Source organism: Kitasatospora sp. NPDC008115 (assembly GCF_042957205.1).
Classification (GTDB): Bacteria; Actinomycetota; Actinomycetes; order Streptomycetales; family Streptomycetaceae; genus Kitasatospora.
This window is the reverse complement of sequence record NZ_JBIBHU010000011.1, coordinates 105127-121743: the sequence shown is the minus strand read 5'-3', so window position 1 is coordinate 121743 and position 16617 is coordinate 105127. Positions and strand designations below refer to the sequence as shown.

At 75.1% G+C, this 16617-nt stretch carries 11 protein-coding genes; 1 reads left to right on the top strand and 10 read right to left on the bottom strand.

Translation table 11 applies throughout. From position 1 onward, the window contains the following. Positions 1-609 precede the first annotated feature (609 nt). Complete coding sequence (locus ACFZBX_RS16210; RefSeq protein WP_391534392.1) at positions 610-1416, bottom strand: TrmH family RNA methyltransferase; 807 nt, start codon at positions 1414-1416, stop codon at positions 610-612. A 98-nt stretch (positions 1417-1514) separates the two neighbouring features. Between ACFZBX_RS16210 and ACFZBX_RS16205 the strand changes: the two genes are divergently transcribed. Continuing rightward, entirely contained in the window at positions 1515-4286 is a 2772-nt protein-coding gene (locus ACFZBX_RS16205) for a SpoIIE family protein phosphatase (protein WP_391534391.1), read from the top strand. A 159-nt stretch (positions 4287-4445) separates the two neighbouring features. Here the strand turns inward: ACFZBX_RS16205 and cobA are convergent, their stop codons facing one another. From cobA to ACFZBX_RS16160, 9 genes are all read right to left on the bottom strand, one after another. Continuing rightward, positions 4446-5708, bottom strand: coding sequence for a uroporphyrinogen-III C-methyltransferase (cobA, locus tag ACFZBX_RS16200; protein WP_391534390.1), 1263 nt, complete (start codon positions 5706-5708; stop codon positions 4446-4448). A 102-nt stretch (positions 5709-5810) separates the two neighbouring features. After that, entirely contained in the window at positions 5811-9482 is a 3672-nt protein-coding gene (gene cobT, locus ACFZBX_RS16195; RefSeq protein WP_391534389.1) for a nicotinate-nucleotide--dimethylbenzimidazole phosphoribosyltransferase, read from the bottom strand. Between the two features lie 505 nt (positions 9483-9987). Continuing rightward, entirely contained in the window at positions 9988-11283 is a 1296-nt protein-coding gene (gene cbiE, locus ACFZBX_RS16190) for a precorrin-6y C5,15-methyltransferase (decarboxylating) subunit CbiE (RefSeq protein ID WP_391534388.1), read from the bottom strand. 133 nt (positions 11284-11416) lie between these two features. Then, positions 11417-12049 carry a GNAT family N-acetyltransferase gene (locus tag ACFZBX_RS16185; protein ID WP_380761941.1) on the bottom strand — a complete coding sequence of 211 codons (633 nt, stop codon included), beginning with the start codon at positions 12047-12049 and terminating at the stop codon, positions 11417-11419. A 205-nt stretch (positions 12050-12254) separates the two neighbouring features. Further along, the gene (locus ACFZBX_RS16180; protein WP_391534387.1) at positions 12255-13085 is read right to left on the bottom strand and encodes a MetQ/NlpA family ABC transporter substrate-binding protein; all 831 of its coding nucleotides are present in this window, start codon (positions 13083-13085) and stop codon (positions 12255-12257) included. Positions 13086-13142: 57 nt separating this feature from the next. Further along, a complete protein-coding gene (locus ACFZBX_RS16175) occupies positions 13143-13889 on the bottom strand; it encodes a methionine ABC transporter permease (RefSeq protein ID WP_391534386.1) in 747 nt (248 codons plus the stop codon). Then, positions 13886-14926, bottom strand: a complete 1041-nt coding sequence (locus ACFZBX_RS16170) for a methionine ABC transporter ATP-binding protein (RefSeq protein WP_391534385.1) — start codon at positions 14924-14926, stop codon at positions 13886-13888. Before ACFZBX_RS16170 ends, ACFZBX_RS16175 begins: the two co-directional genes overlap by 4 nt. Before the next feature lie 544 nt (positions 14927-15470). After that, positions 15471-15971 (bottom strand): GNAT family N-acetyltransferase, encoded by a 501-nt coding sequence (locus ACFZBX_RS16165; RefSeq protein ID WP_391534384.1) that lies wholly within the window; start codon positions 15969-15971, stop codon positions 15471-15473. A gap of 293 nt (positions 15972-16264) precedes the next feature. Then, positions 16265-16522 (bottom strand): hypothetical protein, encoded by a 258-nt coding sequence (locus ACFZBX_RS16160; protein WP_391534383.1) that lies wholly within the window; start codon positions 16520-16522, stop codon positions 16265-16267. Positions 16523-16617: the final 95 nt, after the last annotated feature.

Sequence of the window (16617 nt, the reverse complement as noted above, 5' to 3'; positions counted from 1 at the left end):
CACCGTGATGGGCGGAGTGCGCCGACGGGGGCAGTCGCCCGGCCGACTTCCCACCGGCGGCATGCCTCGCCGCCGCAAGCACGCCCCGGCAGGCCAGGCGGAGCAGGAAGTCGGCAGGGCCGACTTTCCACCCCGCGACACACTGCGCTCCGGGAGCGGCCACCGGCGGAACCACCGTGATGGGCGGAGTGCGCCGACGGGGGCAGTCGCCCGGCCGACTTCCCACCGGCGGCATGCCTCGCCGCCGCAAGCACGCCCCGGCAGGCCGAGCGGAGCAGGAAGTCGGCGGGGCCGACTTTCCACCTGGACGCACGATGGACCCCCAGTAGCTGGCGCGGCCAAGACGCCGCGACAGGCGGGTGGGCCCGGAGTGGGAAGTCGGCGGGGCCGACTTTTCATCCGGCGGCACGGTGCAGGTGGAGCCACCGCAATGCGCGGGCGCGCCGGAGTGGGAAGTCGGCAGGCCCGACCTCCCACAGGGCGGCGTGGTGCGCCGACGGGGGCGGCCTTCCGGGGAGCAGCACGGGTGGTGCGCCGGAGTGGGAAGTCGGCGGGGCCGACTTTCTGCTCCGTGGCTGCTGGTGCGGGGGGTCGGTGGGGGGCGGGCTCTCAGGTGGTGGTGACGGCGTAGAAGGCTACGGCTGCGGCGGCGCCGACGTTGAGGGAGTCGACGCCGTGGGACATGGGGATGCGGACGGCGTGGTCGGCGGCGGCGAGGGCGTGGGGGGTGAGGCCGTCGCCCTCGGCGCCGAGCATCAGGGCGGCCTTGGGGAGGTGGTGGGGGGCGAGGGCGGCCAGGTCGACGGCGGTCTCGGCCGGGGTGAGGGCGAGCAGGCTGAAGCCGGCGGCGCGCACCGTGTCCAGGGCGGCCGGCCAGGGGTCCAGCCGGGCGTACGGGACGGCGAAGACGGCGCCCATCGACACCTTCACCGCGCGCCGGTACAGCGGGTCCGCGCAGTCGGGCGAGAGCAGGACGGCGTCCATCCCGAGCGCGGCGGCGCTGCGGAAGATCGCGCCCAGGTTGGTGTGGTCGACCAGCCCCTCCAGGACGGCCACCCGGCGGGCCCCGGCCAGCAGCTCGGCAGCGTCCGGGAGCGGCCGGCGCTCCATCGAGGCGAGGGCGCCGCGGTGGACGTGGTAGCCGGTGACGGCCTCGGCCAGGGCGGGCTCGACGACGTGGACGGGGGCGTCCACCTCGGCGATGACCTCGGCCATCACGTCCAGCCACTTGGGGGTCAGCAGCATCGACCGCATCCGGTACCCGGCCGCCAGGGCGCGGCGGACGACCTTCTCGCCCTCGGCGATGAACAGGCCCTCGGCGGGTTCGCGGCGGCGGCGGAGTTCGACGTCGGTCAGGCCGGTGTAGTCGGCGAGGCGCGGGTCGGCGGGGTCGGTGATGGTGCTGGGTTCGGACATCCTGTGATCTTGCCAAGTCGGGCCGGGGAAGGCCAACCGGCCCAACGGGCGGGGTGGCCGGCCTTGGCCCGCCCCCGCGTGGAGTGCAAATATGACGTATGGCCCGATTTCCGGGCCGATCTTGGGCTCCGTCGGACCCTGGTGCGGACGGTTCCACCTCCGCCTCCCGATCCACCGGTACCGTCGCCGGCTCGTCCGGTGGGCGCCCACACGGTCGGCACCAGCGATCACGAACGGCCCGACCCGCACCGGCCCGGGTCCGGTCGGTGGCCGGACAGGTCTTCGCGCTGCACGTCGTGGTGGTGCTGCTGCTGGTGGTGGCGGCCGTGGTCGCCCTGGTGGTGCAGTCCCGCAACGACGCCCGGCAGGAGGCCACCAACCGCTCGGTGGCGGTCGCGCAGACCTTCGCCAACTCGCCCGGCATCGTCGCGGCGCTGCGCTCCCCCGACCCGACCGCGCTCCTCCAGCCCTCGGCGCAGTCGGCGCGGATCAACGCGGGCGTGGACTTCATCGTCGTCCTCGACACGGACGGCATCCGGCTCACCCACCCCAACCCCGACCGGATCGGCCACAAGTTCATCGGCACCTACCAGCCCGCCCTCAACGGGAAGGTGGTGACCGAGCAGGTCACGGGCACGATCGGGTCGCTGGTGCAGGCCGTCGTGCCGGTGCAGGCGCCGGACGGGCAGGTGGTCGGGGCGGTGTCGGCCGGCATCACGATCGCCAATGTGAGCAGTGCCAGCGAGCGGCAGCTGCCGGTGGTGCTGGGCGCGGCGGCCGTCGGGCTCGCGCTGGCGACCGGCGGGACGGCGTTGATCAGCCGGCGGTTGAAGCGGCAGACCCGGGGGCTCGGGCCGACCGAGATGACCCGCATGTACGAGCACCACGCGGCGGTGCTGCACGCCGTGCGCGAGGGCGTGCTGATCGTCGGCGAGGACGGCCGGCTGCTGCTCTGCAACGACGAGGCGCGCCGGTTGCTGGACCTGCCGCCGGACGCCGAGGGCCGTCCGCTGACCGAGCTGGGCCTGGAGCCGGCGCCGCTGGAGATCCTGGCGGACGGGCGGCCGGTCACCGACGAGGTGGTGCTGGCCGGCGAGCGGCTGCTGGCGGTGAACGTGCGGCCGACGGACCGGGACGGCGGGCCGCCGGGGTCGGTGGCGACGCTGCGGGACTCGACGGAGCTGCTGGCGCTGTCCGGGCGGGCCGAGGTGGCGCAGCGGCGGCTGCGGCTGCTGTACGACGCCGGGGTGACGGTGGGCAGCACGCTGGACGTGACGCGGACGGCGGAGGAACTGGCGCAGGTGACGGTGGGCCGGTTCGCCGACATCGTCACGGTGGACCTGGCCGACCAGGTGCTGGAGGGCGACGAGCCGCCGTCCGGGCCGGCGCTGCTGCGGATGCGACGGGCGGCGCTGGCGTCGGTGCGGGACGACGCGCCGTTCTACCCGGTGGGCACGGTGCTGGAGGTGGCGCCGTCGACGCCGCTGGCGGGGGCGCTGAACAGCGGGCTGCCGGGGGTCGAGCCGCGGCTGGCGGAGGCCACGGAGTGGCGGGAGCAGGACCCGGAGGCGGCGGCTCGGGTGCTGGCGTACGGGGTGCACTCGCTGGTGCGGGTGCCGCTGAAGGCGCGCGGGGTGCTGCTGGGGATCGCCCGGTTCTGGCGTTCGGAGCGGGAGGATCCGTTCGAGGAGGAGGACCTGGCGCTGGCGGAGGAGCTGGTCGCACACGCGGCGGTGTGCGTCGACAACGCGCGCCGGTACACCCGGGAGCACGCGATGGCGGTGACGCTGCAGCACAGCCTGCTGCCACGCAGCCTGCCGGAGCAGAACGCGCTGGAGGTGGCGCACCGGTACCTGCCGGCGCAGGCGGGGGTGGGCGGGGACTGGTTCGACCTGATCCCGCTGCCGGGGGCCCGGGTGGCGCTGGTGGTGGGGGACGTGGTGGGGCACGGGCTGCACGCGGCGGCGACCATGGGGCGGCTGCGGACGGCGATCCACAACTTCTCGACGCTGGACCTGCCGCCGGACGAGTTGCTGGGGCACCTGGACGAGCTGGTGAACCGGATCGACCTGGAGGAGTCGGCGACCGGGGGGTCGGCGGCGGTTACGGGGGCGACCTGTCTGTATCTGATCTACGACCCGGTGGCGCGGCGGTGCACGGTGGCGAGTGCGGGGCATCCGCCGCCGGCGCTGGTGCGCCCGGACGGGTCGGTGGTGTTCCCGGAGCTGCCGACGGGGCCGCCGCTGGGGCTGGCGGTGCTGCCGTTCGAGACGGTTGAGCTGGAGGTGGCGGAGGGCAGCCGCCTGGTGCTCTACACGGACGGGCTGGTGGAGGACCGCGAGCGGGACATCGACGAGGGGCTGGAGCTGTTGCGGGCGGCGTTGGCGGGGCCGGCGCGGACGCCGGAGCAGACGTGCGCGGACGTGCTGGGGGCGATGCTGCCGGCGCGGCCGCAGGACGACATCGCGCTGCTGGTGGCACGGACCCGGGGGCTGCCGGCGGAGCAGGTGGCGGAGTGGGAGGTGCCGTCGGATCCGGCGGCGGTGGCGCGGGTGCGGGCGGCGGTGGCGGAGCGGCTGGAGCGGTGGGGGCTGGCGGACGCGGCGTTCGTCACCGAGCTGATCCTGAGCGAGCTGGTGACCAACGCGATCCGGTACGGCACGGGGCCGATCAAGGTGCGGCTGCTGCTCGACCGGGCGCTGATCTGCGAGGTGTCGGACGGCAGCAGCACGTCGCCGCACCTGCGGTACGCGGCCACCACGGACGAGGGCGGGCGCGGGCTGTTCCTGGTCGCCCAGTTCGCGGACCGGTGGGGGACGCGGTACACGGCCACCGGGAAGGTGATCTGGACGGAGCAGCCGCTGGAGTAGGCGGGGTGGGCCGCCCGCGCCGCTGCAGCGCACTTTGCAAAGTCCGAACTTTGCAAAGTGCGGGGAAACGGGGCCTGTACGGCGCTGAGCTGGGAAAACGCGTCAGCACTTTGCAAACAGTTGCTGTTTGCAAAGTGCTGACGGGGCGAACCGGGAGGGTCAGGCCTCGGGGGTGGCGGGGGTGGTGGCGGGGGCGAGGACGTTGACGACGTCGCCGATGACGATGACCGCCGGGGGCTTGACGCCCTCGGCCTCGACGGTGGCGGCGACGGTGGCCAGGGTGGCGTCGACGCGGCGCTGGGCCGCGGTGGTGCCCTCCTGGACGACGGCCACCGGGGTGTCGGCGGCGCGTCCCTCCTCGATCAGCCGGGCCGCGATCGCGCCGATCTTGTCGACGGCCATCAGCAGCACCAGGGTGCCCGTCATCCGGGCGAGCGCCCCCCAGTTGGTCAGCGACCGCTCGTCGTCCGGCCCGACGTGTCCCGAGACCACCGTGAACTCGTGGGTCATCCCCCGGTGGGTGACCGGCACGCCGACCGCCGCCGGCACGCTGATCGAGCTGGAGATGCCCGGCACCACCGTCACCGGCAGCCCCGCCTCGGCGCAGGCCAGCAGCTCCTCGCCGCCGCGCCCGAACACGTACGGGTCGCCGCCCTTCAGCCGCACCACGAACTTGCCGGCCTTGGCGTGCTCGACCAGCGTCCGGTTGATCGCCTCCTGCGCCATGAAGCGCCCGTACGGGATCTTCGAGGCGTCGATCACCTCGACGTGCTCCGGCAGCTCCGCCAGCAGCTCGCGCGGCGCCAGCCGGTCGGCCACCACCACGTCCGCGTCCGCGAGCAGCCGCCGGCCGCGCACCGTGATGAGGTCCGGGTCGCCCGGCCCGCCGCCGACCAGCGCCACCCCCGCGCCGTGCGCGCGGTACTGGCGGGCGGCGAGCGTGCCGTCCCGCAGCCCCTCGACGATCGAGTCGCGCAGCGCGGCCGAGTGCCGCGGGTCCCCGGTGAGGACGGCCACGGTCGCCCCCGCGTCGCGGCCGCTGGCCGGCGTCCACGCGGTGGCGGCGGAGGCGTCGTCGCTGCGGGCGCAGAACACCCGCCCACGCTCCGCCTCCGCGCTCACGGCGGCGTTCACCGCCGGGTCGTCGGTGGCCACCAGCGCGTACCAGGTCTCGGCGAGGTCGCCCTCCTGGTAGGGCCGCCGGTGCCAGGTCAGCTCGCCGGCGTCGGCCATCGCCTGGACGGCCGGCGTGGTGGCCGGGGATATCAGGTGCACCTCGGCGCCGGTGGCGAGCAGGGCGGGCAGCCGCCGCTGGGCGACGTGGCCGCCGCCGACCACCACGACGCGGCGGCCGGCCAGCAGCAGGCCGACCGGGTACGGGGTGCGGCCCTCGGTGCTGGGGTGAGGGGTGGGCGCGGTCATCGGTGGTGCTCCTGGATCGGTGAGGGTGTGGGGGTGCGGCGCTGCGCCGCTCCGCGCACCGGCGCGCCCTCGGGCCGGTACGCGGAGCGGTTCGGACGAGCGTCAGGCCTTCTCGGTGACCCCGGCGGAGTCGAAGGTGGCTACATCGTGCATCGCGCGGGCCGCACTCTGCACCAGCGGCAGGGCCAGCAGGGCGCCGGTGCCCTCGCCGAGCCGCAGGTCGAGGTCGATCAGCGGACGCAGGCCGAGCTTGGCGAGCGCGGCCTGGTGGCCGGGCTCGGCCGAGCGGTGGCCGGCGATGCAGGCGGCCAGCACCTCGGGGGCGATCGCCTTGGCGACGAGCGCGGCCGAACCGGCGATCACGCCGTCCAGGATCACCGGGGTGCGCAGGCTGGCCGCGCCGAGCAGGAAGCCGGCGAGGGCCGCGTGCTCCAGGCCGCCGACCGCGGCGAGGACGCCGATCGGGTCGCCCGGGTCGGGCTGGTGCAGGGCCAGGGCGGCCCGGACGACCTCGACCTTGCGGGCGTGCGTCTCGTCGTCGATCCCGGTGCCGCGACCGGTCACCTCGACCGGGTCGAGACCGGTGAACACCGAGATCAGGGCGGCCGACGCGGTGGTGTTGGCGATCCCCATGTCACCGGTGACCAGTGCCTTGTTGCCGGCCGCGACGAGGTCGCGGGCGGTCTCGATGCCGACCTCCAGGGCCTTCAGCGCCTCCTCGCGGGTCATCGCCGGGCCCTGCGTCATGTCGTCGGTGCCGGGCTTGACCTTGCGCGGCAGCAGGCCGGTGGTGCGGCCCTGCTGGATCGCGTCCGGCAGCTCGGCGGCCACGCCGACGTCGACCACGCAGACCTCGGTGCCGATCTGCTTGGCGAAGGCGTTGACCACCGCTCCCCCGGCGAGGAAGTTGCCGACCATCTGGGCGGTCACCTCCTGCGGCCACGGGGTGACGCCCTGGGCGTGCACGCCGTGGTCGCCGGCGAAGACCGCGACGCAGGCGGGCTCCGGGATCGGCGGCGGGCACTTGCGGGACAGCCCGCACAGCTGGGCGGAGATGATCTCCAGCATGCCGAGCGAGCCGGCCGGCTTGGTCATCCGCTTCTGGCGGTCCCAGGCCTCGCCGAGCGCCTTGGCGTCCAGCGGGCGGATGCCGCGCAGGGTCTCGGAGAGCAGGTTGTTCGGCTCCTCGCCCGGCAGGGCGCGGTTGCCGTACTGCTCCTCGTGGACGACCCAGGACAGCGGGCGCTTCTTCGCCCAGCCCTGCTGCTGGAGCTCGGGCTCGTCCGGGAAGGCGTCGACGAAGCCGACGCACAGGTAGGCGACGACGTCCAGGTGCTCGGGCAGGCCGAGCTCGCGGACCAGCTCCTCCTCGTCGAAGAAGCTCACCCAACCGACCCCGAGGCCCTCGGCGCGGGCGGCCAGCCAGAGGTTCTCGACGGCCAGGGCGGCCGAGTACGGGGCCATCTGCGGCTGGGTGTGGCGGCCCAGGGTGTGGCGGCCGCCGCGGGTGCGGTCGGCGGTGACCACGATGTTGACGGGCGTCTCCAGGATCGCCTCGATCTTCATTTCCCGGAACTGCTTGGCGCGGCCCTTGGGCAGCGAGTCCGCGTACGCCTCGCGCTGGCGCTCGGCCAGTTCGTGCATCTTGCGGCGGGTCTTCGCGGAGCGGATGACCACGAAGTCCCAGGGCTGCGAGTAGCCGACGCTGGGGGCCGTGTGGGCCGCCTCCAGGACGCGGATCAGCACCTCGTGCGGGATCGGGTCGGGGCGGAAGCCGTTGCGGATGTCGCGGCGCTCGCGGATGACCTGGTGGACGGCCTCCCGGCCGGCGTCGTCGAAGCCGGGGGCGGCCGGGCCGCGCGGCTCGGCGGGCTCGGCTGCCGCTTCGGCGTCCTCGGCGGGCTCCGCAGACTCCGCGGACTCGGCGGGCTCCGTGGGCGCGGTGACGGCTGCGGCGTCCTCGGCGGGTTCAGCGGCGACGGGGGCGGCGTCCTCGGCAGGCTCGGTGGGCTCCGCGGCCACTGCGGTCTCGGTGGGCTCCGCGGCTTCGGCGGGCTCCGTGACGGCTTCGGCGGGGGCCTCTGCGGGAACGACCGCGTCGGTCGCGGCGTCGGCCTCGGGCCGGGCCGGCTCGGCGGCGGGCTGCTCGACGACCGGCGCCTCGGCGGCGGGCTGCTCCGCGGCGGGCGCGGCGGCCTCCTCCACAGCCTCCGCGACCGGGACGGCGACGGGCTGGCCCGAGGGCATCTCGCCGGTGCCGACGGCGGTCTCGGCGGCGGCCTCGGTGGCGGGCTGCTGCTCGACGACCGGGGCTTCGGCGGCGGGCTGCTCGGTGACGGGCTGCTCCACAACCGCGGGCTGCTCCACGACCGCGGGCTGCTCGGCGGCCTGGGCCACCGGCTCGGCCGGCTCGACCGGCTCGGCGACCTGCTCCACCGCGGGCTGCTCAGCCGGCGCGGGTGCGGACTCGGCGGCCGGAGCGGCGGCCTCGGCCGGAGCCTCGGCGGCGGGCGCGGGCTGGTCGACGGCAGGCGCTATGGGGGCGGACTGCTCCGCCTCGGTCTCGACGGCGGCCGGAGCGGCCGGGTCGACGGCCTCGACCTGCGGCAGACCGTGCGGGGTCGGCGCGGCGAGGAAGGCGGAGATGCGGCGCGGCGGGCCGGCCTGGCCGGCGGCGGCCTCGGCGCTCTGCGCGGGCTGCTCGACGACCGCCTCGGCGGCCTCGGCCGGGGCCTGCGCCGGAGCCTCGGTCACGGCCTGCACCGGGGCTTCGACAGCGGCCTGCTCGGCGGGCGCGGCGGCGGCGACCGGCTCCGCGACGGCGGCCTCGACGGCCTCCGGGGCGGCGGCGACCGGCTCGACGGGTGCGGCGGCGGCGTTCTCGACGGGCGCGACCGGCACCGGGACCTCGGCGGTCCCGACGGGCGCGGCGGTCTCGACGGGCGCGGCGACCGGCTGCGCGGCGACGGTCTCGGCCGGCTGGGCGACGACCGGAACCGGGGCCTGGACCGGCTGCGCGACCGGCACAGCCTGCGCGACCGGCGCCGGAACGGCGGCCTGCGGCTCCGGCTGGACGGCGACCGGCACGATCGGGATGCCGTGGGCCGGGGTGCTGCCGGTGGAGGGGCCGCGGTCGGCGAGCGAGCGGACCGGGACCTGGCCGGTCATCAGCGACGGGTCCGGGATCGGCGGGCCGGCGTGCAGCGGGCGGCGCGGCGGCTGAGCGGCCGTCATCGCCTCGGGGCCGTGGCCCTGGACCGGGACGGTCTGGGCGCCGGGCGCGGGCTGGGCGTGCTGCGGAACCTGTGCGGCCTGGGCCTGGGCGGCGCCGTGGGCGGCGCCGAGCACGGGCGGGTCCAGCGGCGGCCAGGACGGCTCGACGGGGGTGCCGGGCGGGGTCGGCTGGTCGGCGACCGGTTCGCCCCAGGAGCCCTGCGGGCCGGGCATCAGCAGGACGTCGTCCTCGTCGTCGAGGCCGTCCGGCTGGTCGACGAAGTGGAAGGCGGGGCGCTGGGCGCCGGGGTCGACGGTCCAGCCGTCGCCGGGCCCGCCGGTGGCGCCGGGGACGGGCGCGGCGTAGCCGCCGGGCGCGCCGAGCGGGGCGCCTTGGACGGGGGCGCCGGGCGGGAGCGTGCCGGGCAGGCCGGTGCCGTCCGTCGCGACGCCCTGCCCGGGTGCGACGGCCGCGGCGCCCTCGGGGCCGCCGAGCGGGTCGGGCCCGGCGAGCAGGTGCTCCGGCAGTCCCTCGTTCGGGACGTGGCCGCCATCGGTCATGTCAAAGCTCCTTCCAGGCCGCTGCCGCGCCCTCGGCGACGCGATCACCGACCGCAGCGCCCATCCGCACGGGCCGGGCCTGCACCGGCCCGCCCCTCAACCACACACGGCCGCCGCGCCGAGGCGCTGCGGCCGAAGTCCTTCCGGCGCGCCGCGGCACCCCGGCCCGCGTTCCGCCCGGGGACGGGCGGTGCGTCATCTGAAACAACGACAAGCCGGGGCAACCGGCACGACCGCACCGGACCCTACGGCATTCTCCAGGTCCGGCGGGCGGCCCGTCGAATTGCCCACACTTCGAGCCGTACCGGTCCGTACCGTGTCGAAAAGGCGGTGAACCGACCGGATCCGGCGGGTCGGCGGAGGCCGCGGCCGTCCCGGACGCCACACTACCGGCCCGGCGGGGCCGCCTCTCGAATCATTGTCCGGATGCGACCTGGATCACCGTCCGGTCCGGTCCGGGGGTCCCGTCACCTCCGGTTCTGCGGCCGGAATCGACACCGGGCCTTCACGCTTTCTGCTCACCCCAGAGCAGGAAGGTGCCGGGGTCGCCGACGCCGAGGCGCAGTCCGTGGGCGTCGCCGGGCGGGGTGCCGGGGGCGCCCGCGGGCGCGAGCAGCGGCGCGGACTGGAGCAGTGCGCCGTCGGCGCGGTAGCCGGCGTCGGCGATGGTGCGCCGGACCTCCTCGGCCTCGGCGAGGGTGCGGGCGACGGCGACGATCCGTTCGGGGCGGCGGGAGAGCACGGCGCGCACCACGTCGGGGCCGCCGGTCTCGACCACGGCGGCGTCGGGTTCGGGGAGTTCGCCGAGGACGTCGGGGCCGTGGCCGTGGACGGTCTCGACCTCGACGCCGTAGCGGCGGGCGTTGACGGCGAGTCGGGCGCAGGCGGAGCGGTCGGCCTCGACGGCGACGACGGCGGCGCCGAAGCGGGCGGCCTCGACGGCGAGCGCGCCGCTGCCGGCGCCGACGGACCAGACGAGGTCGCCGGGGCGGGCGCCGAGGCGGGCGAGCACGAGTGCGCGTACGTGCGCCGGGAGCGTGTCGGACGCGCCGGGCGCGCGCCCGGCGCCGGTGTAGGTGTCGGTGGACAGCGCCCAGCCGCGGTCGGGGCCGGGATAGCCGACGGGGCGTCCGGCGAGCCAGCCGGCCGCCTCACCGGCGGCGCCGCTCTGGGGCCCGCCGCCGGGGCCGCCGGCGCTGCTGCCGCCGATCACCAGGACGACGCTGGGGTCGCGCCAGATGTGGTCGGCGACGCGGTCGGAGGTGAGGACAGTGACGTCCTCGTCGGGGGTGCCGAGGGCCTCGCAGACGACGAAGGTGCGGTGGACGCCGTGGAGCATGAGGGCGAGTTCGCTGGGTCCGGCGCCGGCGGCGGTGAGGACGGCGACCTTGGGGTGGGCGCGGCAGATGTTGGCGGCGCGGCGCAGCCTGCCGCCGTGGGCGCTGACGACCTGGGCGTCCTCCCAGGGCATGCCGGCGCGGGCGAAGGCGGCGGCGACGGAGGAGACGGCGGGCAGGACTTCGAGTTCGAGGCCGTGCTCGGGGCGGCGCAGGGTGCGTACGACGCCGAAGAAGCCGGGGTCGCCCTCGGCGATGACGACGGCGGCGCCGCGGTGTTCGGCGATCCGGCGGGCGGCGAGCTGGATGCTGCCGAGGGCGATGCGTTCGGCGCCGGCCGGTACCGGGAGGGCTTTGAGCTGGTAGGGGGCCCCGGCCACCAGGGTGGCTGCGGCGAGGGCCGCGGCGGCGGCCTCGGTGAGTGGTGTGCCGTCCCACCCGATGACCGTGATCCGGTCAGCCATCTGCGGCCGTCTCCCTCGCCATTCGTGCGCCGACGGGCGCCGTACACCGGCGCCCGTCAGAGGCTACCGGGTGTGATCCCCTCGGCGCGGACATCTCGCACAGCTGTGCCCGGCGAGGAAACGCGGGGCGGGTTCAGTCGCGCAGGACGTAGCGGTCGCCGGCCCAGGCGGGGGCGGGGGCCTCGGGGGTTTCGAGGTCCTCGGGCAGCAGGCTCCAGAGGATGAGGTCGCTGCGGCCGTCCTCGGTGGCGCCGCCGGATTCGTCGCGCACTATCCAGGCGCTGCGCAGCACGCCCTCGCTGATGCCGCCGATCTTCTGGGCGACCTGCTGGGCGGCGGTGTTGCCGGCGGCGGTGCGCAGTTCGAGGCGCTGGAAGCCGCGGTCCTCGAAGAGCCACTGGGCGACGCCGAGGACGGCTTCGGGGGCGTAGCCCTCGCCGCGGGCCCAGGCGGCGGTGATGAAGGCGATCTCGGTGGAGCGCAGCCGCCAGTCGGTGTTGCGGAGTTCGACGAGGCCGACGAGGCGCTGGGTGAGGTGCTCGGTGACGGCGAGGACGATGCCGTGGCCGGCGGCGCGGTGGGCGGGGGCGAGGGTGCGGGCCAGTTCGACGGCGTGGGCCTCGGTGAAGGGGTGGGGCAGGTCGGTCCAGGCCAGGACGAGTTCGTCGGCCGTCATGGCGGCCAGTCCGGGGGCGTCGTCCTCCGCAAGCGGGCGCAGCAGCAGCCGTTCGGTGCTGATCGCGGTCTCGGGGAAGCTCGCTGCCATGCCGTCTCTCCTCGCCGGGTCGTGGACACACCGTACGCCTCGCCGGTGCCGGGTTGTCACGCGGTGCACGGACCGGACGACGGTACGTCAGATGTGGGTCTGTCGGACCGTCACTGGTGCATACTGCCCGACCGGGCCCCCGCCTGGTTGCGGCGGGGGCCCGGTGGTGTCCGGCGGGACGGGTCGGTGGTGCGGTCGGCGTGGATCAGAACGCCGGGATGACGGCGCCCTGGAAGGTGTCGTCGATGTACTTCTTGACCTCGGGCGAGTGGAGCAGCTCGGCGAGCTTCTTGACCCGGGGGTCGTTCTCCTTGCCCTGCTTGACGGCGAGGATGTTGGCGTACGGGTTGCCCTCGGCCTTCTCCAGCAGGAGCGAGTCGCTGGTGGGCTTGAGGCCGGCGTCGATGGCGAAGTTGCCGTTGATGACGGCGGCGTCGAGGTCGTCGATGGAGCGGGGCAGCTGGGCGGCCTCCAGCTCCTTCCACTTGAGGTTCTTCGGGTTGCCGGTGACGTCCGCGGGGGTGGCGGCGGTGCCGACGCCGTCCTTGAGGGTGATGAGGTTGTTGTCGGCGAGGAGCTTGAGCGCGCGGCCCTCGTTGGTGGCGTCGTTGGGCAGGCCGATGGTGGCGCCGTCCTTGATGTCGCCGACGGCCTTGGCCTTCTTGGAGTAGAGGCCGAGGGGCTCCAGGTGGACCGTCTCGACGGAGACGATCTGGCTGCCGTGCTTCTTGTTGAAGTCCTCCAGGTACGGCACGTGCTGGAAGTAGTTGGCGTCGGCCGAGCCGTCCTGCACCGCGGTGTTGGGGGTCACGTAGTCGGTGACCTCCTTGATGGTGAGCTTGAGGCCGGCCTTGTCCGCGAGGTTGTCCTTGACGTACTTGAGGATCTGCCCGTGCGGGGTGGGGGTGGCGGCGACGGTGAGCGGCGCGTTCGGGTCCGAGGAGGACGCCGAGTCGCCGTTGCTGCCGCAGGCGGCGAGGGAGAGGGCGATGCCGGCGGTGGCGAGGATGCTGGTGAACTTCAGGGCGTTGCGCACGAAAAGTGCCTTTCTGCGTGGTGCGGGGAGCCGGGTCCGGGTCGGACGCCGGGTGGTCTAGGGGGCGACGAGGTCGTCGCCGGGGCCGGCCGGGGCGGCGGGGACGCGGCCGCGCGGGCCGAGCAGGCGGGTCCGGCCGCCGCTGCGGCCGCGGTGGGCGAGGGAGCGGACGGCCCAGTCGCCGAGCAGCTGCACGATGGTGACGATGATCACCAGTTCGGCGACGATGATCCACATGAAGGCGGTCTCGAAGCGGAAGTAGCCGTAGTTGATGGCGAGGGTGCCGAGGCCGCCGCCGCCGACCGCGCCGGCCATGGCGGAGTAGCTGATCAGCGTGATGACCGTGGTGGTGACGGAGGCGACCAGGCCGGGCAGGGCCTCGGGGATCAGCGTCTTTCGCACGATGGTCCAGGTGGAGCCGCCCATCGCCTGGACGGCCTCGACCAGGCCGCGGTCGACCTCGCGCACGGAGGTCTCGACGAGGCGGGCGAAGAAGGGGATCGCGCCGATGGTGAGCGGCACGGTCGCGGCCTCCCAGCCGATGGAGGTGCCGACCAGCCAGCGGGTGAAGGAGATCAGGGCGATCATCAGGATGATGAACGGCACCGAGCGGGCGATGTTGACGACGGCGCCGAGCACCTTGTTGACGGGCCGGTTCTGCAGCAGGCCGCCCTTGTCGGTGACCACCAGCAGCACGCCGAGCGGCAGGCCGAGTAGGACGGTGCCGACGGTGGCGACGCCGACCATCTGGAGGGTCTCCCAGGTGGCGGGCCACATCAGTTCCTGCATCTGGTCCCAGGTCATGCGCCCGCTCCGTTCGTCTTCGCGGTGCGGGCGGCGTCGAGGACGTCGACCTGGAGGCCCTGCTCGCGCAGGAAGCCGATGGGCACCACGTTGTCCTGGTGGCTGCCGGGCAGTTCGACCCGCATCCGGCCGACCATGCGGCCGGCGATGGTCTCGACGGCGGCGCCGAGGATGTTGATGTCGATCTGGTAGGTGCGGGCGAGCTGGGAGACGAAGGGCTGGGCGGGAGCGTCGCCCTGGAAGGTGATCTCCAGCACGGTGGCGCCGGGGTGGCCGGTGCCGAACTCGCCGAGCGGGAAGAGTTCGCGGGCGAGCTCGGAGTCGGGCTCGGCCAGCAGGTCGGTCAGGGCGCCGGCCTCGACGACCCGGCCGCCGCGCATCAGGGCGGCGGAGTCGCAGACGGACTTGATGACGTCCATCTCGTGGGTGATCAGCAGGACGGTGAGGCCGAGCTGCTGGTTGAGCTCGCGCAGCAGCTTGAGGATGGAGCGGGTGGTCTCGGGGTCGAGCGCGGAGGTCGCCTCGTCGGAGAGCAGCACCTTGGGGTCGCCGGCGAGGGCGCGGGCGATGCCGACGCGCTGCTTCTGGCCGCCGGAGAGCTGGCCGGGGTAGCTGCGCGCCTTGTCGGCGAGGCCGACCAGGTCGAGGAGTTCGGCGGCCTTGCGGCGGCGCTCGGTGCGGTCCAGTCCGATGATCTCCAGCGGGAGTTCGACGTTCTGCTGGACGGTCCGGGAGGCGAGCAGGTTGAAGTGCTGGAAGACCATGCCGATCCGGCGGCGGGCCTCGCGCAGTTCCCTGCCGGCCCGGTTCTCGCCGCCGGCGAGGGCGGTGAGCTCGACGCCGTCCACGGTGACGGTGCCGGAGCTAGGGCGCTCCAGCATGTTGACGCAGCGGATGAGGGTGGACTTGCCGGCGCCGCTGGTGCCGACGACTCCGTAGACCTCGCCGGGGCGGACGTGGAGGTCGACGCCGGCGAGGGCGGTCACCTCGCGGCCGCGGGAGCGGTAGACCTTGGTGAGGTCCGTGGTGGTGATCACAGCTGCTTCCGTGGGTCGGGGGCGGACGGCGTGCGGCCGCCGCGCCGGGGCGCGGTCGGCGACGTGGACGGCGTCGCGTCCGGGGGTTCCGGGCCTGCCACCCCTTGATCGTCGCCGCTGGGCGGCCGGGCCGCGCGACGGCGTGGCCCTTACGAGTCACCGCTGTCCGCGGGCGTGCGGACAGGCGGGAGAAGGGGTGCGGCAGGATGGGCGCGCTCGCACGGACGGGAGCGGCGCCGGGTTCCTCGCTTCGGGGCGCGAGGGGAGGCACTCTCAACGGGTGCCGGGGGCGGTGGCCCTCAGCGGTGACACATTCGACGGCACATGGCACGCTCACCTGCCGGCAGTGTGCCGGTGGGGGTCCATTTCGTCGTCGCAGTCATGTGAGCCAGTAAAACAGATGGGCGGGGGTACGCCCAATTATTTGGCAAGGCTGTCCGCAATGCGGACATCCGGGGCGCCGAGCTGCGGTGATGCGGCTCGGCGCCGCCACCGGGGGTCCGGATGGTGGCGGCGCCGACGAGGACCGGCGCGGTCGGGGCGTTCAGGCGGTGGCGGCGAGCGGGGCCGCGGCGGGCTTCTCCAGGTGCACCAGGGCGACCCGGCCGCCGACCTGTTCGACGGCGGTCTGCCGGTAGCCCTGGCGGGTGTAGAGGCGCAGGTTGCCGAGGCTGCGGTGGCCGGTGAAGAGCCGGTAGGAGCTCACCGCGCCGTCCTCGGCGAGGCGCTGTTCGAGGGCTTCCAGCAGGCGGCCGCCGAGGCCGTGGCGCTGCATCCGCGGGTGGACGACCAGCCGCCCTATCCGGCCGACGCCGTCGGGGCCGAGCCGGCCGCGGACGGTGCCGACGATCTCCTCGCCGAGGCGGGCGACCAGGACGTGCTGCTCGGTCAGTTCGGCGTGCAGGCTCTCCAGGGACTGGGTCAGCGGCTCGATCGCCCAGTCCCCGTAGAGTTCGGCCTCGCTCTGGTAGCCGAGGTACTGGAGCTTGAGGATCTGCTCCGCGTCGTTCGTGTCGGCGGTCGAAATGATGACGCTCATGCCCATGTGCGGGGGCCTCCCCATCGTTGTGCCGGCGCGCGGGGTGAGGGTGTCGCACCGGGTTTCCCTGCCGGAGGTGTTGTCCCGGCCGGGGATCCGCCCAGACCGGGGTGGCGCACGAACGTACCGGCCCGCGCGGCCCTGGTGGGGCCGTGCCGGCGGCGGCGCGCTCACGGGTCAGTATCGGGGCGGGCGCGTCACCGTCAAGAGCGGCGTTCGCCAGCGCCTTACCCCCGTGTCAGCTGCTCTCAACCTCACGGCCGCCGGACGTGGCGAGGGTCACGCCCGGCGGGGCCGGGTCAGGCGTGGCGCTCGGTGTGCAGCAGGGCGCGCAGGCAGGCGAGGCAGCGGGCGCGGGTGGGGCCGATGGAGCCGCGCGGCATGCCGAGGCGGTGGGCGAGTTCGCGGTAGGTCGGCGGCGGGTCCTCGGCGAGGGCGGCGATCAGCCGCGGGCAGCGTCCGGGCAGGGCGGCGACGGCCTCGCGGACGAGGCGGCGGCTCAGGCCGGCGAGGGCCTCGTCCTCGGCGGAGGGGTGGGACGGGGGGTCGGTGCGCATACCGTGCTTGACCCGGCGGGGGCGGCGGCGGTTACGGCCGTACGGGGGCGGACGCGCGGGAGGGGCGCGGCGGTTCGTCCGCCGCGCCCCTCCCC

What these genes read in the sequence shown, in the direction of transcription:
- cobT (WP_391534389.1), bottom strand. Translation starts at nt 9,482, where the DNA reads ATGACCGATGGCGGCCACGTCCCGAACGAGGGACTGCCGGAGCACCTG.
- ACFZBX_RS16185 (WP_380761941.1), bottom strand. Translation starts at nt 12,049, where the DNA reads ATGGCAGCGAGCTTCCCCGAGACCGCGATCAGCACCGAACGGCTGCTG.
- cbiE (WP_391534388.1), bottom strand. Translation starts at nt 11,283, where the DNA reads ATGGCTGACCGGATCACGGTCATCGGGTGGGACGGCACACCACTCACC.
- ACFZBX_RS16165 (WP_391534384.1), bottom strand. Translation starts at nt 15,971, where the DNA reads ATGGGCATGAGCGTCATCATTTCGACCGCCGACACGAACGACGCGGAG.
- ACFZBX_RS16210 (WP_391534392.1), bottom strand. Translation starts at nt 1,416, where the DNA reads ATGTCCGAACCCAGCACCATCACCGACCCCGCCGACCCGCGCCTCGCC.
- ACFZBX_RS16175 (WP_391534386.1), bottom strand. Translation starts at nt 13,889, where the DNA reads ATGACCTGGGACCAGATGCAGGAACTGATGTGGCCCGCCACCTGGGAG.
- ACFZBX_RS16205 (WP_391534391.1), top strand. Translation starts at nt 1,515, where the DNA reads ATGGCCCGATTTCCGGGCCGATCTTGGGCTCCGTCGGACCCTGGTGCG.
- ACFZBX_RS16160 (WP_391534383.1), bottom strand. Translation starts at nt 16,522, where the DNA reads ATGCGCACCGACCCCCCGTCCCACCCCTCCGCCGAGGACGAGGCCCTC.
- cobA (WP_391534390.1), bottom strand. Translation starts at nt 5,708, where the DNA reads ATGACCGCGCCCACCCCTCACCCCAGCACCGAGGGCCGCACCCCGTAC.